The organism is Amycolatopsis sp. NPDC003676 (assembly GCF_053587275.1).
On the sequence record NZ_JBSFNS010000015.1, the window covers coordinates 1 to 17,175 of the forward strand.

Below are 17,175 nucleotides of genomic sequence, written 5' to 3' on the forward strand. Positions count from 1 at the left end.
CGACGCCTGCTCGCTGGTTGCCGCTCGCGGCCGGCTCATGCAGGCGCTGCCGACCGGCGGCACGATGGCGGCGATCGCGGCCACCGAGGACGAGGCCCGCCAGCCCAGCGACGGCTTGCCCGCCGTGTCGCTCGCGGCCAGCAGCAGGCCGCCGGCCAGCGACGCGTTCTTGAAGAACTGGATCTGCTGCGCCTGCTTCTCGCCCGGATCGCTCAGCTGCCAGAACCGGTGCGCGGACAGCGTCGTCGGCACCAGCGACCCGAGCAGCGCCACCGCAGCCAGCCGCGGGGCCTTGCCGCTCGCCAGCGCGAGCCCGGCTCCGATCTTGACCGCCGCGTCGATCCGCACCAGCGTGGCCGGATCGCGCGGGACCTGGTCCGGCACCAGTCCCTCGACCTTGTCGAAGGTCTCGGTGAGGAACGGTTCGGCCGCCTTCGCGTGGCCCTGGGTGTCGCGCAGGGCACCGATGCCGCCGAGCACGAAGATCGACGCGAGCAGTGGACGTGCCACCCGGCGCAGTATCACGGTCTCGCCTCTCTGGTCTGGAATCCCTGAAGAAGAACCTACAACCGGGATTGCCCGCCCCGCTGCCCGCCGAACCGAGCTAGCGATACCTAGTCGAATATTGCTCTGGCTCTAGATTGCCGTAGACAGTTCTATCGGGGTTCGGGCTTGACCTTGACGCTGCGTCAACCTCTACCGTCGAAGCCGTGGTCAGGACGGAATGGTCGATCCAGGACATCGCCCGGTCCGCGGGCACGACGAGCAGGACCCTGCGGCATTACGACGCCGTCGGGCTCCTGCCGCCGACGCGGATCGGCGGCAACGGCTACCGCTACTACGACGAGAACTCACTCGTCCGGTTGCAGCGGATCCTGCTGCTGCGCGAACTGGGCTTGGGCCTGCCCGCGATCGCCGAGGTGCTCGACGGGCAACGCGACGGCGTCGCGGCGCTCGAAACGCACCTGGCGCTGCTCAAGCGAGAGCAGCAGCGGATCGGGCGGCAGATCGATTCCGTGCGGACCACGCTTCGGAAACTGAAGGGAGGTGAACGACTGATGGCAGAGGAAATGTTCGAGGGATTCGACCACACCCAGTACAAGGAAGAGGTCACCGAGCGCTGGGGCGCCGACGCCTACCGCAAGGGCGACCAGTGGTGGAGTTCGCTGTCGGCGGCCGAGAAGAAGGCCCACCAGCAGGAACAGGTCGACATCGGCTTCGCGTTCGGCGCCGCTCGCGACGCTGGTCACGACGCCGGTTCGGCTGAGACGCAGGCTGTCACCGCACGGCTGCACGAGTGGCTGAAGCCCACCGGGATGGAGATCTCGAAGGGCTACTTCACCGGTCTCGGGCACATGTATGTCGCCGACCCGCGGTACGGCGCGTACGACGAGAAGCACGGCCCCGGCACGGCCGAGTACATCCGCGACGCGATGAAGATCTACGCGGAGCGGAACCTGACGGACTAACGCTCCGTCAGAGGGTGCGCTGGGGGTAAGGATGGACGGGGCTGCAGACCCGGCCATCCTTCAAGCAACACGCGCTAGGTATCTATGCAGAAATATCGGGCCAGCTCTAGATACCTCGATACGGTGACAGAGTGGACCCCATCCGCAACCCCTTCGCGCCCGGCGCCGGGCAGCGGCCGCCGGAGCTGGCAGGCCGGGAAAGGGAGCTGAAGGCGTTCGAGGTCGTGCTCGAACGCGTCGCTCGCGGACGCCCCGAACGCAGTCTCGTGCTCACTGGCCTGCGCGGCGTCGGCAAGACGGTGTTGCTGGGGGAGTTGCGGTCGATGGCCGTCCGGCACCGGTGGGGCGCGGGCAAGATCGAGGCGCGACCGGACGCGGAACTGCGCCGTCCGTTGTCCGCGGCCCTGCATCGGGCGATCCGCGACCTCGCCGTGCGGCATCGCGCGCCGGACCGGGTCGAGGAAGTGCTCGGGGTGCTGAAGGCGTTCGCGCTCAAGGCGAACAAGCCGGACGCGAAGCTGCGCGACCGCTGGCAGCCCGGCATCGACGTGCCCGCCGCGCAGGGCCGGGCGGATTCCGGCGACATCGAGATCGACCTGGTCGAGCTGTTCACCGACGTCGCCGAGCTGGCCGCGGACGTCGGCACCGGCGTCGCGCTGCTGATCGACGAGATCCAAGACCTGCAGCCGGACGACGTCTCGGCGCTGTGCGCGGCTTGCCATGAGCTGTCGCAATCCGGCGCGCCGCTGGTCGTGGTCGGGGCGGGGCTGCCGCATGTGCCCGCGGTGCTGTCGGCGTCGAAGTCGTACTCCGAGCGGCTCTTCCGCTACTCGCGCATCGACCGGCTCAGCCGCGAGGACGCCGACTACGCGGTGATGGCCCCGATCGAACGCGAGGACGCCGGGATCGAACCGGAGGCGCTCGACGCGCTCTTCGACGCGTCCGGCGGTTATCCGTATTTCATCCAGGCCTACGGCAAGGCCGCCTGGGACGCCGCGCCCGCGGACCCGATCACGGTCAAGGACGTGCAGGTCGCCGCCCCCGAAGCGGAGTCCGAGCTGGCGGTCGGGTTCTTCGGGTCGCGCTACGAACGCGCGACGCCCGCCGAACGCGAGTACCTGCTCGCGATGGCCGAGCTGACCCAAGGCCGCGACGAGGCCGCCGGCACCGCCGATGTGGCCGTCTACCTGGGGCGCAAGCCCTCGTCGCTGTCGCCGGCGCGCGACAGTCTGATGAAGAAAGGCCTGGTCTACTCCGCCGAACGCGGGCAGATCGCCTTCACCGTGCCGCACTTCGGGCACTACCTGCTCGGCCGGGACTGAGCGAATCTTCCCCTCGCTACCGGTCTATGCGGCTGCCTAGCTATTTATAGCGATTTTTCTAGATAGCTTTAGAAGCCGTTAGCGCGTTAGCGGCTTGTGACTGCCGACACGCGATCTGTCCGGTGATCTTCAGGAGACCGCCGATGATTCTTCGGCAAGTGCCCCATGTCACCGTAGATTCGTTGGATTCCTTGTGAAAAAAGGTGCATACTAGAGACACAGCCACCGAAGACCTCTGAAGGGGATGCAAGAGACCATGAGCAACATCGCCGCCAAGCTCCGTGCCCGTCGCGCCGAGGCTCGCACTCGCCGGGCGCTGAACCGGGCGATCGACACCGCGGCCACCTCCACGGTCCGGCAGGAGCTCATCGCCCTCGCCCAGGCGCGTCAGCCGTTCATGCGCTGACCTGCACAACCAACCTGTTGGTGGGTCACTCACGTGAGTGATCTAGACCACAGTGAACCCTGGGTGTAACGCCGCGGAGAGCCGCGTCGATACCCACTACGACCCCGTGATGCTGGCGGACCCCCGACCTGGCAGCATCACGGGGTTTCCATATGTCTGGACCATTTTCGCTCCGGCTCCACCACCGGGGGAATTCCCTTGCCCCGAGCGGGCGACGGGGAGATGCTTGACTCAGTCAACGATCGAGTCAAGGTGGTCCCCGTGCCGGATTCCGTCCTCGCCGAACGCGTTGCCACGGTTCGTGCTTTCAACCGGCTCTACACCGGCGTGATCGGCGTCCTCGACGAGGGACCCGCCGACGCCGAATACTCGCTGAGCGAAGCGCGAGTGCTGTTCGAACTCGCCCAACAGGACCAGCTGCAGGTCAGTGATCTGCGCAAACGGCTCGCCCTGGACGGCGGCTACGCGAGCAGGCTGCTCGGCCGCCTGGAAACTCGCGGCCTCGTCACCCGCGAACGCTGCGCGGACGACGCGCGCCGCCAACTCGTCACGCTCACCGCCGAAGGGCACGCCGCGTTCGCCGACCTCGACCACAGGTCGGCCAGCCAGATCGGCGGCCTCCTCGACCAGTTCGCGGACGCCGACCAGCGCCGGCTGCTCGGCGCGATGGGGACCATCACCGCGCTCGTCGGCGAACAGTCACCGGAACCGGCGGTCACCGTGCGCGCACCACGTCCAGGCGACCTCGGCTGGGTGGTGCACCGGCACGGCGCGTTGTACGCCGCGGAGTACGGCCTCAACGAACGCTTCGAAGCCATGGTCGCGCGCGTGGTCGCCGATTTCGCCGAACACCGCGAAGACCCGCGCCAAGCCGGCTGGATCGCCGAACTCGACGGGGAACGAGTCGGCAGTATTTTCTGCACTCCCGGCGACGAGGAAGGCACCGCGAAACTCCGGCTGCTCCTGCTGGAACCGGCCGCGCGCGGACACGGCGTCGGCAAACGCCTGGTGCGCGAATGCGTCGAATTCGCCGCCGCGCAGGGGTATCGGGCGATGGAGCTGTGGACGCTGTCCCTGCTCGCCGCCGCGCGCGGGATCTACCGCGGCGCCGGATTCGAACTCGTCGGCGAAGAGGAGACGGACGCGTTCGGCCCCCTCGTGACCGGCGAAACCTGGCGGCGGGAGTTATAGATGTTCGTTCTGTACTGCCCGGTGTGCGACCGCCGGACGCTGCTGGGCGTCGACGAGGTCGACTGGGTCGAGAACCTGACGCGCGGCGTGATCTCGGTGTCCGGCCACTGCCCGCTGGGCCACGCCGCGGTCATCCTGACCGGCGACTCCTTCACCCCGCACGCGGACCCGAGGTATTTCGGGCCCGCGCCGCGAGTGTGGACGAAACCCATGCACCGCCTGCGCGGCTGGCTGCGCACCCGGTTCGAAATGAGCCGCGACCTGCCAGGCCCGTTCTATCGTTTCTGACGCCCCATCAAGTAAAACTCCGGATTCGGCTTGAGCGCGGTCAAATGCGCGAGCCGGTTGGACATCGCGAACAACGCCGTGATCGCGCCGACGTCCCAGATCTCGTCCTCGGTCAACCCCGCCTCGCGCGCCATCGCCAGGTCGCCTTCGCCGAACAACGCGGAATCGCGAGACAGTGCGAGGGCCAGATCGACAATTGCCCGGCCGCGCTCGTCGAGTTCGACCTGCCACGGGTTGGTCGCGACCTGGTCGGACAGCTCGGGATCCTTCGCGCGGATCCGCAGGATGGCCCCGTGCGCGACGATGCAGTAAGTGCAGTTGTTCGCGCCGGAGGTGGCTACGACGACCAGTTCGCGTTCGGCTTTGGTGAGTCCGCCTTCGCGCTCCATGAGGGCGTCGTGGTAGTCGAGGAAGGCCCGCAGCTCGGCTGGGCGGTGGCCGAGTGCGCGGAAGATGTTCGGCGTGAAGCCGGATTTCTCCGCGATGGCACCGATGCGCTCGCGGAGATCGTCGGGAAGGTCTTCGAGTTCCGTCACGGGGAACCGGCTCACGGGGTTGGTCATGCCGCCCACGCTAACCCGCGCGGTTTGCGTACGGGAGGGGGTTGGATGGGCCAAGGTGTCTTGGTGGACAAACGACCGGCGTTGCGACCGATACCGCGGTGGGTGATCTGGGCTGGGCTTCCGGCGATGGTGGCGCTGGCCGGGGTGGCGGTGTGGGTGCTGCTCGCTTTCGCGCCGGATTCGGCGCAGCTTGATGCGATCCGGACTGGCGGGACGCTCGGAGTCGGGCTCGGTGGTGCGGTCGCGTTGTGGTTGGCGGTGCGACGGCAGCGGTCGACCGAGTTGGATTTGCTGCAGAAGGAGGCGGCGCATCGGCTTGCAGAGCAAGTCGCTGCGGACACTCGGGAACATCAGCTTCGTACGGCCGCTGATGCGCGGGAGGATGCGCTGGCTCGGCGGGTGACGGAGCAGTATGGGAAGGCTGTTGACCAGCTTGGTTCGGAGCGCGCTCCGGTGCGGTTGGGTGGGCTGTACGCACTGGAGCGGCTTGGGCAGGACCACGCGGATGGCCCGTTGCGGCAGATGATCGCCGACGTGTTGTGCGCTTATCTCCGGATGCCGTCGGATGACACGGCGGAGGAGGCGCAGGTTCGGCGCACCGCGCAGAAGATCATCGCTAACCATTCCCGCCCAGGCGGGGAGCGGCATTGGCCCGGCCTGCTACTCGACTTCTCCTGGGCGCAACTCGACCAGGCCGACTTCCGTAATTGCCAATTCGCTGACACCATCTTCACTGGAACCACTTTCGACGGTTTCACTCGATTTAACGGCGCCATATTTTCCCATAGCGTTGATTTCACCGAATCAACCTTCACCGATATCGCATACTTTACCGCCGCAAAATTCAACGGAGAGTCTTACTTTCGCAACGCCGATTTCGATGAGTACACCCGATTCAACAAGGTCGACTTCGCCGGGTTCACCTCTTTCGGAGATGCGAGATTCCAACGCGTTGTCACCTTTCACTCAGCACATTTTTCCGAGCTGGCAGTATTCGAAGACGCGCAGTTCGGCGACAACGTCGATTTCGATCGGACCGTGTTCTCCGTTCCGCCCGACTTCAATGGAGCACGGGCTCGGCTGGGCCCAGAGGATCACATCAGATACGGCTGGCCGGGTTCGTGGATACTCGGTGATCCCGAGGACGGTTGGGCGCCGCTGCTCCAGTTACGCTGACCCCGGATGGACCCCGTTCACCCGGAAGGGGTTTGCTTACCCCGTGAACTGGACCGCGTACGTGGACGGTTACTGCGAGCGCACCGCGCCCGGACTCTGGGGAGAGCCGCTCAACGACCTGGCCAACCTGGCGTTTCTCGTCGCTGCCGGGATGGTCTGGTGGTATGCCAACGGGCAGCGCACCGGGCGAATACTCGCCACCCTGATCGGGTTGATCTTCGTTGCCAGCAGCGTGTTTCACCTGGTCGCCACCCGGTGGGGCGCGGTCGCCGACTCCGCCGCCATCTTGTTCTTCGGGTTGTTCTACGCCGCGCTCTTTCCCCGGGTCTTCTTCAAAGCCAAAGCCAAGTGGGCCTGGCTCGGCGCACCGGCGTTCCTGGCGCTCACGGTCGCGTCAAGCGCACTCGGCGGCGGGCTGTATCTGCCGGCGCTCGTCGGGCTCGTGGGGTTCGCCGTCGCGCTGGGGGTCAAGCGCGACTCGTACTGGCTGGACTTCGCCATGGCTGCCGCGGTGTTCGCGTTGTCCTTGGCGTTTCGGAGCATTGACGACGTGGTCTGCGGAGATTTCCCAGCGGGCACGCATTTCCTCTGGCACGTACTGAACTCGGTCGTGCTGTACCTCGTCGCGAAGGCGATGATCGGCAAAACAGAAGAGGCCCCCGCGCCGGAAGACGACGCGGGGGCCTCTGTCTAAAAAGGACTCAGTGGGCGCCGATGGGGCGCAGGTCCTTGTCGTGTTCGTCAGCGTGGTAGTCCTCGGGCGCGGTTTCGTCGTTGCCCGGGCTCCACTTCAGGGCCCGTGCGACCACCGAAACCACCGCGGCTACCACGATGTTCGCGACCAGGGCCACGAAACCGGGGTAGATCTGCACGACGGCGAGACCGGTGCCGCTGAACGGGTGCCAGCCGAAGATCGACAGGTTGCCCATCGCCAGTGCGGAGCCGCCGAAGTGGAGTTTTCCGTTGGCCGGGTTGGGGATGCCGTACAGCATGATCAAACCCCAGCCCATGCCGACGATCCAGCCAGCAATGAGGCCCGCCTTGTGGAACCAGCGCGTGTACAGGGCGATGGCGACCGCGGGGAGGGTCTGCAGGATCAGGACGCCGCCGATGAGCTGCAGGTCGATCGAGAACTGCGGGTCGATCAGGATGATCACCAGCACGGCACCCAGCTTGACCACCAGCGACGCCAGTTTGGCCTGCTTCGCCTCCTGCTTGGGGGTCGCGTCCTTGCGGATGTACTCCTTGTAGATGTTGCGCGTCCACAGGTTCGCCGCGGCGATCGACATGATCGCGGCGGGCACCAGCGCGCCGATGCCGATCGCGGCGAAGGCGATGCCCGCGAACCAGTTCGTGAACTCCGAGTCGAACAGCAGCGGGACGATCGTGTTGCCGTCCGGCTTTCCGGTAGCCGCGTTCGTCAGCGGCTTGACGCCCGCCGAGATCGCGACGTAGCCCAGCAGCGCCAGCAGGCCCAGCACGAACGAGTAAGCCGGCAGCGCCACCATGTTCCGCTTGATCACGTTGCGGCCGCGCGAGGCGAGCACGCTCGTGAGCGAGTGCGGGTACAGGAACAGCGCCAGTGCCGAACCGAGCGCCAGCGTCGCGTACTGCAGCTGGTTGCTCGAGGTCAACAGGACGGAACCGGACGGCTTGCCCGTCTTCGGGTTCGGCTTGGCCAGCGTTTCCTTGGCGGTGTTGAAAATGTGGTCCCAGCCGCCGAGTTTCGAGGGCAGGTAGATGATCGCCACGATGATCACGATGTAGATCAGGATGTCCTTGACGAACGCGATCAGCGCGGGCGCGCGCAGGCCGGACTGATACGTGTAAAGCGCCAGGATCACGAACGCGATCAGCAGCGGCAGGTGCCCGACGATGCCGGAACCGTTGATGCCCATCGTGCGCAGCACGGCTTCGAGGCCGACCAGCTGCAACGCGATGTACGGCATGGTCGCGACGATGCCGGTGATCGCGATCAGCAACGCCAGGGTCGGCGAACCGAAGCGGCCGCGGACGAAGTCGGCAGGAGTCACGTAGCCGCGAGAACGGCTGACCGACCACATGCGCAGCGCGGGCAGCAGGACGATCGGGTAGACGACGATCGTGTAAGGCAGCGCGTACAGGCCGAGTGCGCCGGCGCTGAACACGAGCGCGGGCACGGCGACGAAGGTGTACGCGGTGTAGAGGTCGCCGCCGAGCAGGAACCACGTGATCCACGAACCGAACTTGCGGCCGCCGAGGCCCCATTCGTCGAGGTGGTCGAGGCTGCCGCCGGCTTTCCAGCGCGAGGCGACGAAGCCGAGCACGGTGACGACGACGAACAGGAACGCGAAGACGATCAGTTCGACCCACTGAATGTTGTTCATCGGGCGTCCCCCTCGTCCAAGTCGTCAACGCTCAGCTCGTCCTGGCCCTGGTTGCGCGGCTTGTCCTTGGTCGCCAGGTAGACGATGCCGGTGCACAGCACGCCCAGCACGACGAACGCCAGCTGGAACCAGTAGAAGAACGGAAGGCCGAACAGCCGCGGCCCGTCGAAGTTGAACAGCGGCGTGACCAGGATCAGCAACGGGATCAGCAACAGCAGGTTCCAGGCACTGAACTGGAACCCGCGCACCCGACCGCCCGGTTTGGCAGTGGACATCGAACCTCACCTAACACTCACGTGACACGCGACCGCCTGACCCTAGACCGCGCTCATCCCGCCGTCATACGACTTCGATATCGATTCGATCAGCACTACGAACACGTTCCAGGGTGTGGACAACCTCGGGGACAACCCGCTCCCGCGCGGCCTCAGCGAGCTGTTCGCTACCCCTATCGGCGGGACCAGGCCGCCTCGAATGCCCCAAGAGCTTGTGCCGGACGGCGGTTGTCCACGGGGTTCGGCAGCTTGTGCACAGAGTTATCCACAGGCAGTGGACAACTCTGTGGCTAAACTGGGCGGCATGGTCCGCGTGCCCCTCACCGACGAAGAACGCTCCCGCGGCGAGCGGCTCGGCGTGGTGCTGCGCGCCGCCCGGGCCAGCCGCAGCATGGTCGACGTGGCCGCCGAAGCGGGCATTTCGGTCGAAACCCTGCGCAAAATCGAGACGGGCCGGATTCCGACGCCCGCGTTCTTCACCGTCGCGGCGATCGCGGACGCGGTGGGCATGCCGCTGGACCGGCTGCGCGTCGCGTGCGACGGCGATCCGGCGGCGTTTTCGCAGGCCAGCTGAGGTTTCGCGGCTTCCCGGGTTGATCGGGCAGCTGGCCTGGGCGGATCAGGCAGAGCCGCTGAGTTCGGCCGGTCGGGGCAGGGTCGGCGAGCAGATCGGGCAAGCGCCCTGTGGACAACTGTGGACAGCTCAAGACTCGACGTGCGACCGCGATCCGGATAACTGCGGCCACGCCCGGCAAGCGACCACTGTGGACAGCTCAAGGCCCGACGCGAAGCGCGACCGCGGCCCGGACGAACGCGGCCACCTCCTGGGAGCGGCTGGTGGACGGCCAGGCCAGCATCGTCGTGACGTCCGGGGCGTCGACGACCGGGACCGCGACGTGTTCCGGCCACTGCCAGGCCCGGCTCGACGCCGGGATCACCAGCAGCGTCCGGCCGAGCGCGACGAGTTGCGCGAGCTTCGACTGACTGCGCACCTCCGGCCCTGGACCTTCCGGGTAGCTGCCGTCGAGGAGGGGCCAGCGGGCGATCGGCAGGTCCGGCACGTCGCTGACCTCGGCCAACGTGAGCGTCTCCCGGGCAGCGAGCGGGTGAGCCGCCGGGAGGATCGCGACCTGGCCCTCGGTCTGCAGCGCCTCGGTGTCGAACCCGGCGAGATCGTCGTAGGGGTGGTGCACGATCGCCAGGTCGGCGGAACCGTCGCGGAGCAGTCCGGCCTGTTCGCCGACCTCGCACAGCAAAATCTCGACCGGCGGCGCGTCCGGGGCGTCGAGCAGTCGTTGCAGAAGTTCGTGCGACGCACCGGCTTTGGTCGCCAATATCAACTGCGAGTCCGCGGCCCGGCGCGTACGGCGGGCGGCGGCCGCGACTGCGGCAAGAGCCAGGCGGGATTCGCGGAGCAGCACCCGGCCGGCCTCGGTCAGCGCGACGCCGCGGCGGTTTCGGTCCAGGAGCTGGACGCCTAGCCGCCGTTCCAGTTGGGCGATCGCGCGGGACAGCGGCGGCTGGGCGATCCCGAGTCGTTCGGCGGCGCGGCCGAAGTGCAGGGTTTCCGCCACCGCGGCGAAGTAGCGCAGCTCGCGGGTCTCGAGGTCGTCCACAAAGCCAGCGTAATACCCGGTGGGTATCACAGCGGACCTCATTGATCTTGGACAGCAAACAGGCCCGAGCCGACCATGGGCGGAGTGAACGACACGAAGACCGCGCTGGTCACCGGCGCGAACAAGGGAATCGGCCTCGCCATCGCGCACGGCCTCGGCTCGATCGGCTTCACCGTTGCGGTGGGCGCGCGGGATGAAACCAACCGCGAGAAGGCGGTCGAGGAACTGCGCGCCGCGGGCGTCGACGCGTTCGGCATCACGCTCGACGTCACCTCCGAAGACAGCGTCGCCGCCGCGGCCAAGGCCGTCGAACGGCTCGACGTCCTGGTCAACAACGCCGGCATCAGCGGCCAGATCGACGGCGGCGTCCAGGATCCGACGACACTCGACCTCGACGTCGTCCGCGCCGTCCTCGACACCAACGTCTTCGGCGTCGTCCGGGTCACGAACGCGATGCTGCCGCTGTTGCGCAAAGCCGAGTCGCCGCGCATCGTCAACATGTCCAGCAACATGGGCTCGCTGCAACTGCGGACCGGCCCGGTCCTCGCTGCCTATGCCCCGTCGAAGACGATGCTCAACAGCATCACCGTGCAGTACGCCCGCACGCTCGCCGACACGAACGTCATCGTCAACGCCGCCTGTCCCGGTTACGTAGCAACGGATTTCAACGGTTACGCCGGAACGCGGACACCCGAGCAGGGCGCGGCGATCGCGGTCAAGCTCGCGACATTGCCGGACGACGGGCCACGCGGCGGGTTCTTCGACGAAGCCGGGGCCATCCCCTGGTGACGCATCAGCCGCGCAGGTCGGCGAGCACCCGTTCGCGGTCGTTGAGGTAGCGGCAGTCGTGGACGGGCAGGTCAAAGGAATTCAGCAGCTTCTCGAAATCCGCGTACTCGTCCGGGTTGAGCTGGATGCCGGTGACCTCGAAGTGCGCGGCCATGGTGTCGGCCAGTTCCTCCCATTCGCCGGACCACTGCAGATCGCGGTAGTGCTCGAGGTCTTCCGGCGGCATCCGGTCCGCGAGCAGGCGCAGGACGCTGTCGACGAAGTAGCTGATCCGGTTGCCGGACTGGTCGGCGACGGTCGGGTTCGCCGGGTCTCGTGCGGCGTCCGGGTTCCGGACCACGCCGGGGCCCGGCAGCGGGAAGCTGGTGTGCACGAGACCGTCGCCGTTGACCAGGACGACCACGCGCACGCCGTACCGTTCGCCGACGCAGCGCCAGCGGCCGTTGTACTGCTGCCGCCGGGGTTCGCCCGGATCGTTGGCGACGTCCTTGACCACCGCGATGATCTGCTCGTCGCTCCATCCGGGCGGAAATTCGCAGGTCGCCCTGCGGCCGATGCCGGAAGCGTGTCCACCGCCCACGTTCGGCTCCTCTCGTCGGCACGGAGCCTAACCCGGGAGCGCCCGTTCAGCCGACTTGTGCCAGTACGAAGATGCCGACCGCCAGCAGGTCCGGACCGCGGAACAGTTGCCGCATAAGGTTTGCCGGCATCGGGCCGGCGGGGGTGTCGACGAAACCCGCGCTGCTGTAGTCGACCGGCTGCCGCGTGACAGTGCGCAACACTGAAAGCACCGCCAGGACGACGGTCACCCACGAGAGCGCCGAAAACGCGGTGCCCAAAGCCAAAAGTGCCACTGAGAGCAGAGCGCACCAGATCAGTCCGACCATCGTGAGCGCGACGCCGTGGGCGATCACCAGCTCCTGCGACGACGAGCCCAGCCACCTCCGGCGACCCGGATTCCGCCACAGCACGCCAAGACCGGCCCCGAACGGAGTAAGCGCGACGTACGCGCCGATCCCGACAAGCACCGGTCCTGGCAGAGTGGGAACAGCAACATGGCCGACGGCTACCGCGAAAGCCACTAACAAAACCGCGCTCGCGTACCGGGCGCGGCCGACGATCCCGACCCACGCGAGCCGGAACGCGGTGGGCGCACGCAGCGACCACGTGCCCGCGGGCGCGGACTCCGGCAGCATCATCATCGGGTCGAGGAACGTCACCGCCATCGCGCGCAGCACCCGCGCGTTCCAGCCGTCGAGCAACACCGCGCGCCCGGCACCGCTGACTGCTTCGCCGCCGAAAGCCAGCAGCAGACCGCATAACGCGAGCGCCGCGCCGACATATTGCACCGCCGTCGCGTCAAGACGAGCGGCCGCGATGACCACGCCGGCCACTGCGAGGAGCAGCGGTCCGGCGGCTTCGAAAAGGAACGCGGTGCGACGCGCGGTAGTGAACGCGAGGATCGTGCCGCCCGCGACGAGGGCTGCCGCTGCACGCCACCAGTCGAGCGAACTTCCGCCGACCGCCAGCATCAGCGCGGCGAGATATCCGATCACCACCACGAATCCGGTGAGCACGCTGGCGAACCGGGTCGCGACGACGCGGCGGCGGTCCACCTCGGCGAAGTCCATCCAGGTCAGCTCGGCCGGTTCGGCCCAGACGAAACCGCGCCGCAGCAGGCTCCGCCAGCCCACCGCGGCACACAACGTGACCAGGCCGAGCACCGCCGAGTAGTCCACTGCGGACGGTCCAAAGAGGAATTTATGCCAGGCGTCGGTGCGGAAAAAGGCGGTGAACAGGAAGCCGACGCCGAAAATCAGCACGAACGTAGGACTGTCACCGCTGAAGATGCCGCCGAACCGCTTGCGGCCGGGGACGCGCAACCGGGTCACCACAGTTCGAGCACGCTGTCTGCCGTGTCCAGCAACGGTTGATGGTGCGTGGCAACGACAACTGCCGCACCGGCCGCGGTGGAGCGGCCGATCAGCTTGACCAGCCATTCCTTGCCCGCGGTGTCGAGCGCGCGTTCGGGTTCGTCCAGCAACAGCACTCGATGCGGTCGCGCGGTGACGCCCAACAGCAGCAATCGGCGACGCTGCCCGGCCGAGAAATGTCCGGCGGTGACGCGGGCGCGTTCAGCGAGCCCCGCGTCCGCGATCAGTTCTTCGAAATCGCCGAGATCCTCGCCGAACGAGCCGGAGAGCAGCTCGAGGTGCTGCATCGGGGTGAGTTCGGCGAAGAAGTCGGAATCGTCGAAGAGCACGGAAACCTTGCGGCGAAAGGAAACGCTGCGCTCGTCCGGTTTCGCGCCGTCGATCAGCACCCGGCCCCGCTGCGGTTCCTGCATGCCGTACAGACACCGCATCAAGGTCGATTTCCCGACGCCGTTAGGCCCGACGAGCACCGCGCATTCGCCCGGATCGACGGAGAAATCGAGATCTTCCAACAGCCACAGGTCACCGGCCTTCACGCCGAGCCCGCGCGCGTCGACTACCGGCGACACAGCAGATCCACCACCGGGGCCAGCACTTCGAGGTTGGGTTCGAGAACCGTGAAATAGCTGAAGCCGAACCGGGCGCGGTGCGCGACCAGCTGGTCGGCGATTTCCTCGACGGTGCCGACCAGCACCGTGGGAACCTCGGCCAATTCTTCGAGCGTGAGCGAGTCGCTAAGGCGCGCGTGGATTTCCCGCAATGCGCCTGCACGGTCGTCAGTGATCTGGACGAATTGCACGAGCAGGTTGAATTCCGCTTCACGGCCAGCCAGCCGCCCGGCGACAAACCGCGTGCGTTCTTCCACCGCGTCCGCGGTCGCCAGCATCAGCGGCGAACCGTCACGCACCTTTGCCGTGCCGCTGAAGGCAATCGTCGCCGCATGTTCGGCGGCGAGCGAAAGCAGCCGGTCGCCTCGGCCACCGATCATCAACGGGGGACCGCCGGATTGCGCGGGCCGCGGCGCGTATTCCGGATCCGCGTACAGCCGCTGGAGTTCCTTGATCGCGAGTTCGAGCTGATCGACCCGCGCGCCCGCGCTCGGAAACGGCATTCCCGCCGTTTCGAACTCCTCTTTCACATATCCGGCACCGAGACCGAGTTCGAGCCGCCCGGACACGAATTGGTCCGTGCCCGCGACGTCGCGGGCGAGCAGTGCCGGGTTGTAGAACGGCGCGTTGAGCACGAAAGTGTTGAGCCGCACCCGTTCGGTGACCGCACCGGCCAGCACGAGCGCGGGAAACGGCGGCGCCATGCCGAGATGGTCGGCCACGCTCAGCACGTCGTAGCCGAGTTCCTCGACCCGGCGGCACTTCGCGATCCACTCCTCGCGCGAGCCCGGCAGCACCATGTTCACGCCGAACCGGAAAGTCTTCTCCCCATCAGAGACCATGCGGCCACGCTACCGTTTTCCGCGCATGAAGAAGGGGACGTCCGCCGCCCGGTGCGAACGTCCCCTTCTTCAAACTGCGTCAGCCGAGGCGCTGGGCCAGCGCGTCGAGCTCGTCGCGCAGCGAGGACGGCACCTCGCCGATCTTCGCGAACCACTCCTCGATGAGCGGCAGCTCCTCGCGCCACTCCTCGTTGCGCACCTCGAGCGCGGCCTGGATGTCCTCGACCGGCTCGGACAGGCCCTCGAGGTCGAGGTCCTCGGCGTTCGGCACGAAGCCGACCGGGGTCTCGACCGCGTTGCCCTTGCCCTCGACGCGCTCGAGCACCCACTTGAGCACGCGCGAGTTCTCGCTGAAGCCCGGCCACAGGAAACGGCCGTCGTCGCCGCGGCGGAACCAGTTGACGTAGAAGATCTTCGGCAGCTTGTTCGCGTCGGCGTTCTTGCCCAGGTTCAGCCAGTGGTTGAAGTAGTCACCGGCGTGGTAGCCGAGGAACGGCAGCATCGCCATCGGGTCGCGGCGCACGTTGCCGACCGCGCCGACCGCCGCGGCGGTGGTCTCCGACGACATGGTCGCGCCCATGAACACGCCGTGCTGCCAGTCGCGGGCCTGGTTCACCAGCGGCACCGTCGTCTTGCGGCGGCCGCCGAACAGGATCGCCGAGATCGGCACGCCCTTCGGGTCGTCCCACTCCGGCGCGAGGATCGGGCACTGCGACATCGGCACGCAGTAGCGCGAGTTCGGGTGGGCGGCCTTCTCCTCGGAGTCGGGCGTCCAGTCCTGGTGCTTCCACGAGGTCGCGTGCGCGGGCTTGTTCTCCATGCCCTCCCACCACACGTCGCCGTCGTCGGTGAGCGCCACGTTCGTGAAGACCGTGTTGCCCTTCTCGATCGTGCGCATGGCGTTCGGGTTCGTGTGGTTGTCGGTGCCCGGCGCGACGCCGAAGAACCCGAACTCCGGGTTCACCGCGTACAGGCGGCCGTCCTCGCCGAAGCGCATCCACGCGATGTCGTCGCCGAGGGTCTCCGCGCGCCAGCCCGGAATGGTCGGCTGCAGCATGGCGAGGTTGGTCTTGCCGCAGGCGCTCGGGAACGCCGCCGCGACGTAGTGGACCTTGTCCTCGGGCGAGATCAGCTTGAGGATCAGCATGTGCTCGGCGAGCCAGCCCTCGTCACGGGCGATGACCGAGCCGATGCGCAGCGAGTAGCACTTCTTGCCCAGCAACGAGTTGCCGCCGTAGCCAGAGCCGTAGCTCCAGATCAGCCGCTCCTCCGGGAAGTGCGAGATGTACTTGGTCTCGTTGCACGGCCAGGCGACGTCCTTCTCGCCCGGGGCGAGCGGCTTGCCGACCGAGTGCAGCGCGGGCACGAACTCGGCCTCGGTGCCGTCGGGCTTGACGAACTTGTCCAGCGCGGCCTTGCCGGCGCGGGTCATCACGCGCATCGACGCGACGACGTAGGCGAAGTCGGTGATTTCGATGCCCAGCTTGGGGTTTTCGTCGCCGAGCGGGCCCATGCAGAACGGGATGACGTACATCGTGCGGCCGGCCATGCAGCCGCGGTACAGCTCCGTCATGGTGGCCTTCATCTCGGCCGGGGCCACCCAGTTGTTCGTCGGGCCCGCGTCCTTCTCTTCCTTCGAACAGATGAAGGTGCGGTCCTCGACCCGCGCGACGTCGCCGGGGTCCGAGGTGGCCCAGTAGGAGTTCGGCTTCGCGTCCAGCTTCACGAAGGTGCCGGCGTCGACCAGCTCCTGGTTGATCCGGGCGGCTTCCTCGTCAGACCCGTCGACCCACACCACGCGGTCCGGGGTGGTCAGCTCGGCGACCTCCCGGACCCAGGACAGCACGCCACTGTGCGTCGTCGGCGCGTTGTCCAGTCCGGGGATGGCGACTGCGGTCATCTCTACTCCTGACTTCCGACGACAAAAGAGCCCACACCGCGAACGACAGTGTTCTTGGTGCGGGCTTCGTTGCCGGCGACCGAATGGCTTCGCACACCGGCGGAAGACCGGTGTGCGGGTTTTGGGATTCCCCGACTGTAGCCGGATGGACGGCAGGTAACCGAGAGCTGACCTGTCGGTTCTCTCACAAGAACGATAAGGGAATCGATTCAGTTTCACCGGAACGGGCCAGCGCCGAAAATCTTTCCGCGTGGCCCGCGTCGCATTCGTGCCGGATGCCGGAGCTGGGCTGATCAGTCCCGATCTTCGCCGGACGCTGCCGGGCGCCGGTTTGCTTCCTGCGCCCGGAGGGGGTCGGGCTTTGGCGTCCCGGAGACAGCGAAACGGGCCCGGCGCGCGGCCGGACCCGTTCGTGTGACGTCAGTTACCG

Annotated in this window: 19 protein-coding genes; 9 read left to right on the forward strand and 10 right to left on the reverse strand. The window is 67.2% G+C overall.

Annotated elements, in window-relative coordinates; translation table 11 throughout:
• Window positions 1-525, reverse strand: a 525-nt coding sequence (locus ACWDNU_RS12395; RefSeq protein ID WP_449668877.1) for a DoxX family protein, incomplete at its 3' end; no start/stop codon positions are given.
• A gap of 185 nt (window positions 526-710) precedes the next feature.
• Between ACWDNU_RS12395 and ACWDNU_RS12400 the strand changes: the two genes are divergently transcribed.
• The 5 genes from ACWDNU_RS12400 (at window position 711) to ACWDNU_RS12420 (ending at window position 4,676) form a co-directional block, all read left to right on the forward strand.
• Entirely contained in the window at window positions 711-1,469 is a 759-nt protein-coding gene (locus ACWDNU_RS12400) for a MerR family transcriptional regulator (protein ID WP_449668878.1), read from the forward strand.
• 131 nt (window positions 1,470-1,600) lie between these two features.
• A complete protein-coding gene (locus ACWDNU_RS12405; protein ID WP_037809009.1) occupies window positions 1,601-2,791 on the forward strand; it encodes an ATP-binding protein in 1,191 nt (396 codons plus the stop codon).
• Between the two features lie 256 nt (window positions 2,792-3,047).
• Window positions 3,048-3,197 (forward strand): hypothetical protein, encoded by a 150-nt coding sequence (locus tag ACWDNU_RS12410; protein WP_162836041.1) that lies wholly within the window; start codon window positions 3,048-3,050, stop codon window positions 3,195-3,197.
• A 222-nt stretch (window positions 3,198-3,419) separates the two neighbouring features.
• On the forward strand, window positions 3,420-4,388 hold the full coding sequence (locus tag ACWDNU_RS12415; RefSeq protein WP_449668879.1) for a bifunctional helix-turn-helix transcriptional regulator/GNAT family N-acetyltransferase: 969 nt from the start codon (window positions 3,420-3,422) through the stop codon (window positions 4,386-4,388).
• Complete coding sequence (locus tag ACWDNU_RS12420) at window positions 4,389-4,676, forward strand: hypothetical protein (protein ID WP_449668880.1); 288 nt, start codon at window positions 4,389-4,391, stop codon at window positions 4,674-4,676.
• On the opposite strand, the gene ACWDNU_RS12425 is transcribed toward ACWDNU_RS12420, so the two are convergent.
• The gene (locus ACWDNU_RS12425; protein ID WP_449668881.1) at window positions 4,664-5,239 is read right to left on the reverse strand and encodes a peroxidase-related enzyme; all 576 of its coding nucleotides are present in this window, start codon (window positions 5,237-5,239) and stop codon (window positions 4,664-4,666) included. The two genes, ACWDNU_RS12420 and ACWDNU_RS12425, sit on opposite strands and share 13 nt — an antisense overlap.
• 63 nt (window positions 5,240-5,302) lie before the next feature.
• On the opposite strand from ACWDNU_RS12425, the gene ACWDNU_RS12430 reads away from it, so the two are divergent.
• Entirely contained in the window at window positions 5,303-6,415 is a 1,113-nt protein-coding gene (locus ACWDNU_RS12430; RefSeq protein WP_449668882.1) for a pentapeptide repeat-containing protein, read from the forward strand.
• A 43-nt stretch (window positions 6,416-6,458) separates the two neighbouring features.
• Entirely contained in the window at window positions 6,459-7,109 is a 651-nt protein-coding gene (locus ACWDNU_RS12435; protein WP_449668883.1) for a hypothetical protein, read from the forward strand.
• 7 nt (window positions 7,110-7,116) lie between these two features.
• Here ACWDNU_RS12435 and mctP read toward each other — a convergent pair whose 3' ends face one another.
• Together mctP and ACWDNU_RS12445 are read right to left on the reverse strand one after the other, a co-directional pair.
• A complete protein-coding gene (gene mctP / locus ACWDNU_RS12440) occupies window positions 7,117-8,781 on the reverse strand; it encodes a monocarboxylate uptake permease MctP (protein WP_449668884.1) in 1,665 nt (554 codons plus the stop codon).
• Window positions 8,778-9,056, reverse strand: coding sequence for a DUF3311 domain-containing protein (locus tag ACWDNU_RS12445; protein WP_344282736.1), 279 nt, complete (start codon window positions 9,054-9,056; stop codon window positions 8,778-8,780). Before ACWDNU_RS12445 ends, mctP begins: the two co-directional genes overlap by 4 nt.
• A gap of 304 nt (window positions 9,057-9,360) precedes the next feature.
• Here ACWDNU_RS12445 and ACWDNU_RS12450 point away from each other — a divergent pair, with 304 nt between their 5' ends.
• Complete coding sequence (locus ACWDNU_RS12450) at window positions 9,361-9,630, forward strand: helix-turn-helix domain-containing protein (RefSeq protein WP_370932901.1); 270 nt, start codon at window positions 9,361-9,363, stop codon at window positions 9,628-9,630.
• A gap of 199 nt (window positions 9,631-9,829) precedes the next feature.
• Here the strand turns inward: ACWDNU_RS12450 and ACWDNU_RS12455 are convergent, their stop codons facing one another.
• A complete protein-coding gene (locus ACWDNU_RS12455; protein ID WP_449668885.1) occupies window positions 9,830-10,714 on the reverse strand; it encodes a LysR family transcriptional regulator in 885 nt (294 codons plus the stop codon).
• A 33-nt stretch (window positions 10,715-10,747) separates the two neighbouring features.
• Between ACWDNU_RS12455 and ACWDNU_RS12460 the strand changes: the two genes are divergently transcribed.
• Window positions 10,748-11,461: an SDR family oxidoreductase gene (locus ACWDNU_RS12460; protein WP_449668886.1), complete on the forward strand. Its 714-nt coding sequence runs from the start codon at window positions 10,748-10,750 to the stop codon at window positions 11,459-11,461.
• A gap of 4 nt (window positions 11,462-11,465) precedes the next feature.
• Here the strand turns inward: ACWDNU_RS12460 and ACWDNU_RS12465 are convergent, their stop codons facing one another.
• The 5 genes from ACWDNU_RS12465 to ACWDNU_RS12485 all read right to left on the reverse strand — a co-directional run bounded on the left by ACWDNU_RS12465 (window position 11,466) and on the right by ACWDNU_RS12485 (window position 16,745).
• A complete protein-coding gene (locus ACWDNU_RS12465) occupies window positions 11,466-12,041 on the reverse strand; it encodes an EndoU domain-containing protein (RefSeq protein ID WP_449668887.1) in 576 nt (191 codons plus the stop codon).
• Window positions 12,042-12,087: 46 nt separating this feature from the next.
• Window positions 12,088-13,356, reverse strand: coding sequence for a DUF6297 family protein (locus ACWDNU_RS12470; RefSeq protein WP_449668888.1), 1,269 nt, complete (start codon window positions 13,354-13,356; stop codon window positions 12,088-12,090).
• On the reverse strand, window positions 13,350-13,964 hold the full coding sequence (locus ACWDNU_RS12475) for an ABC transporter ATP-binding protein (RefSeq protein WP_449668889.1): 615 nt from the start codon (window positions 13,962-13,964) through the stop codon (window positions 13,350-13,352). Before ACWDNU_RS12475 ends, ACWDNU_RS12470 begins: the two co-directional genes overlap by 7 nt.
• Complete coding sequence (locus ACWDNU_RS12480) at window positions 13,952-14,845, reverse strand: TIGR03621 family F420-dependent LLM class oxidoreductase (RefSeq protein WP_449668890.1); 894 nt, start codon at window positions 14,843-14,845, stop codon at window positions 13,952-13,954. Before ACWDNU_RS12480 ends, ACWDNU_RS12475 begins: the two co-directional genes overlap by 13 nt.
• 79 nt (window positions 14,846-14,924) lie before the next feature.
• On the reverse strand, window positions 14,925-16,745 hold the full coding sequence (locus ACWDNU_RS12485; RefSeq protein ID WP_370932890.1) for a phosphoenolpyruvate carboxykinase (GTP): 1,821 nt from the start codon (window positions 16,743-16,745) through the stop codon (window positions 14,925-14,927).
• Window positions 16,746-17,175 lie beyond the last annotated feature (430 nt).

Bases quoted from the DNA above. Each gene is read 5' to 3' on its own strand.
- ACWDNU_RS12485 (WP_370932890.1), bottom strand. From the start codon at position 16,745: ATGACCGCAGTCGCCATCCCCGGACTGGACAACGCGCCGACGACGCAC.
- ACWDNU_RS12415 (WP_449668879.1), top strand. From the start codon at position 3,420: ATGCTTGACTCAGTCAACGATCGAGTCAAGGTGGTCCCCGTGCCGGAT.
- ACWDNU_RS12445 (WP_344282736.1), bottom strand. From the start codon at position 9,056: ATGTCCACTGCCAAACCGGGCGGTCGGGTGCGCGGGTTCCAGTTCAGT.
- ACWDNU_RS12425 (WP_449668881.1), bottom strand. From the start codon at position 5,239: ATGACCAACCCCGTGAGCCGGTTCCCCGTGACGGAACTCGAAGACCTT.
- ACWDNU_RS12480 (WP_449668890.1), bottom strand. From the start codon at position 14,845: ATGGTCTCTGATGGGGAGAAGACTTTCCGGTTCGGCGTGAACATGGTG.
- ACWDNU_RS12460 (WP_449668886.1), top strand. From the start codon at position 10,748: ATGGGCGGAGTGAACGACACGAAGACCGCGCTGGTCACCGGCGCGAAC.
- mctP (WP_449668884.1), bottom strand. From the start codon at position 8,781: ATGAACAACATTCAGTGGGTCGAACTGATCGTCTTCGCGTTCCTGTTC.
- ACWDNU_RS12410 (WP_162836041.1), top strand. From the start codon at position 3,048: ATGAGCAACATCGCCGCCAAGCTCCGTGCCCGTCGCGCCGAGGCTCGC.
- ACWDNU_RS12450 (WP_370932901.1), top strand. From the start codon at position 9,361: ATGGTCCGCGTGCCCCTCACCGACGAAGAACGCTCCCGCGGCGAGCGG.
- ACWDNU_RS12455 (WP_449668885.1), bottom strand. From the start codon at position 10,714: ATGAGGTCCGCTGTGATACCCACCGGGTATTACGCTGGCTTTGTGGAC.
- ACWDNU_RS12420 (WP_449668880.1), top strand. From the start codon at position 4,389: ATGTTCGTTCTGTACTGCCCGGTGTGCGACCGCCGGACGCTGCTGGGC.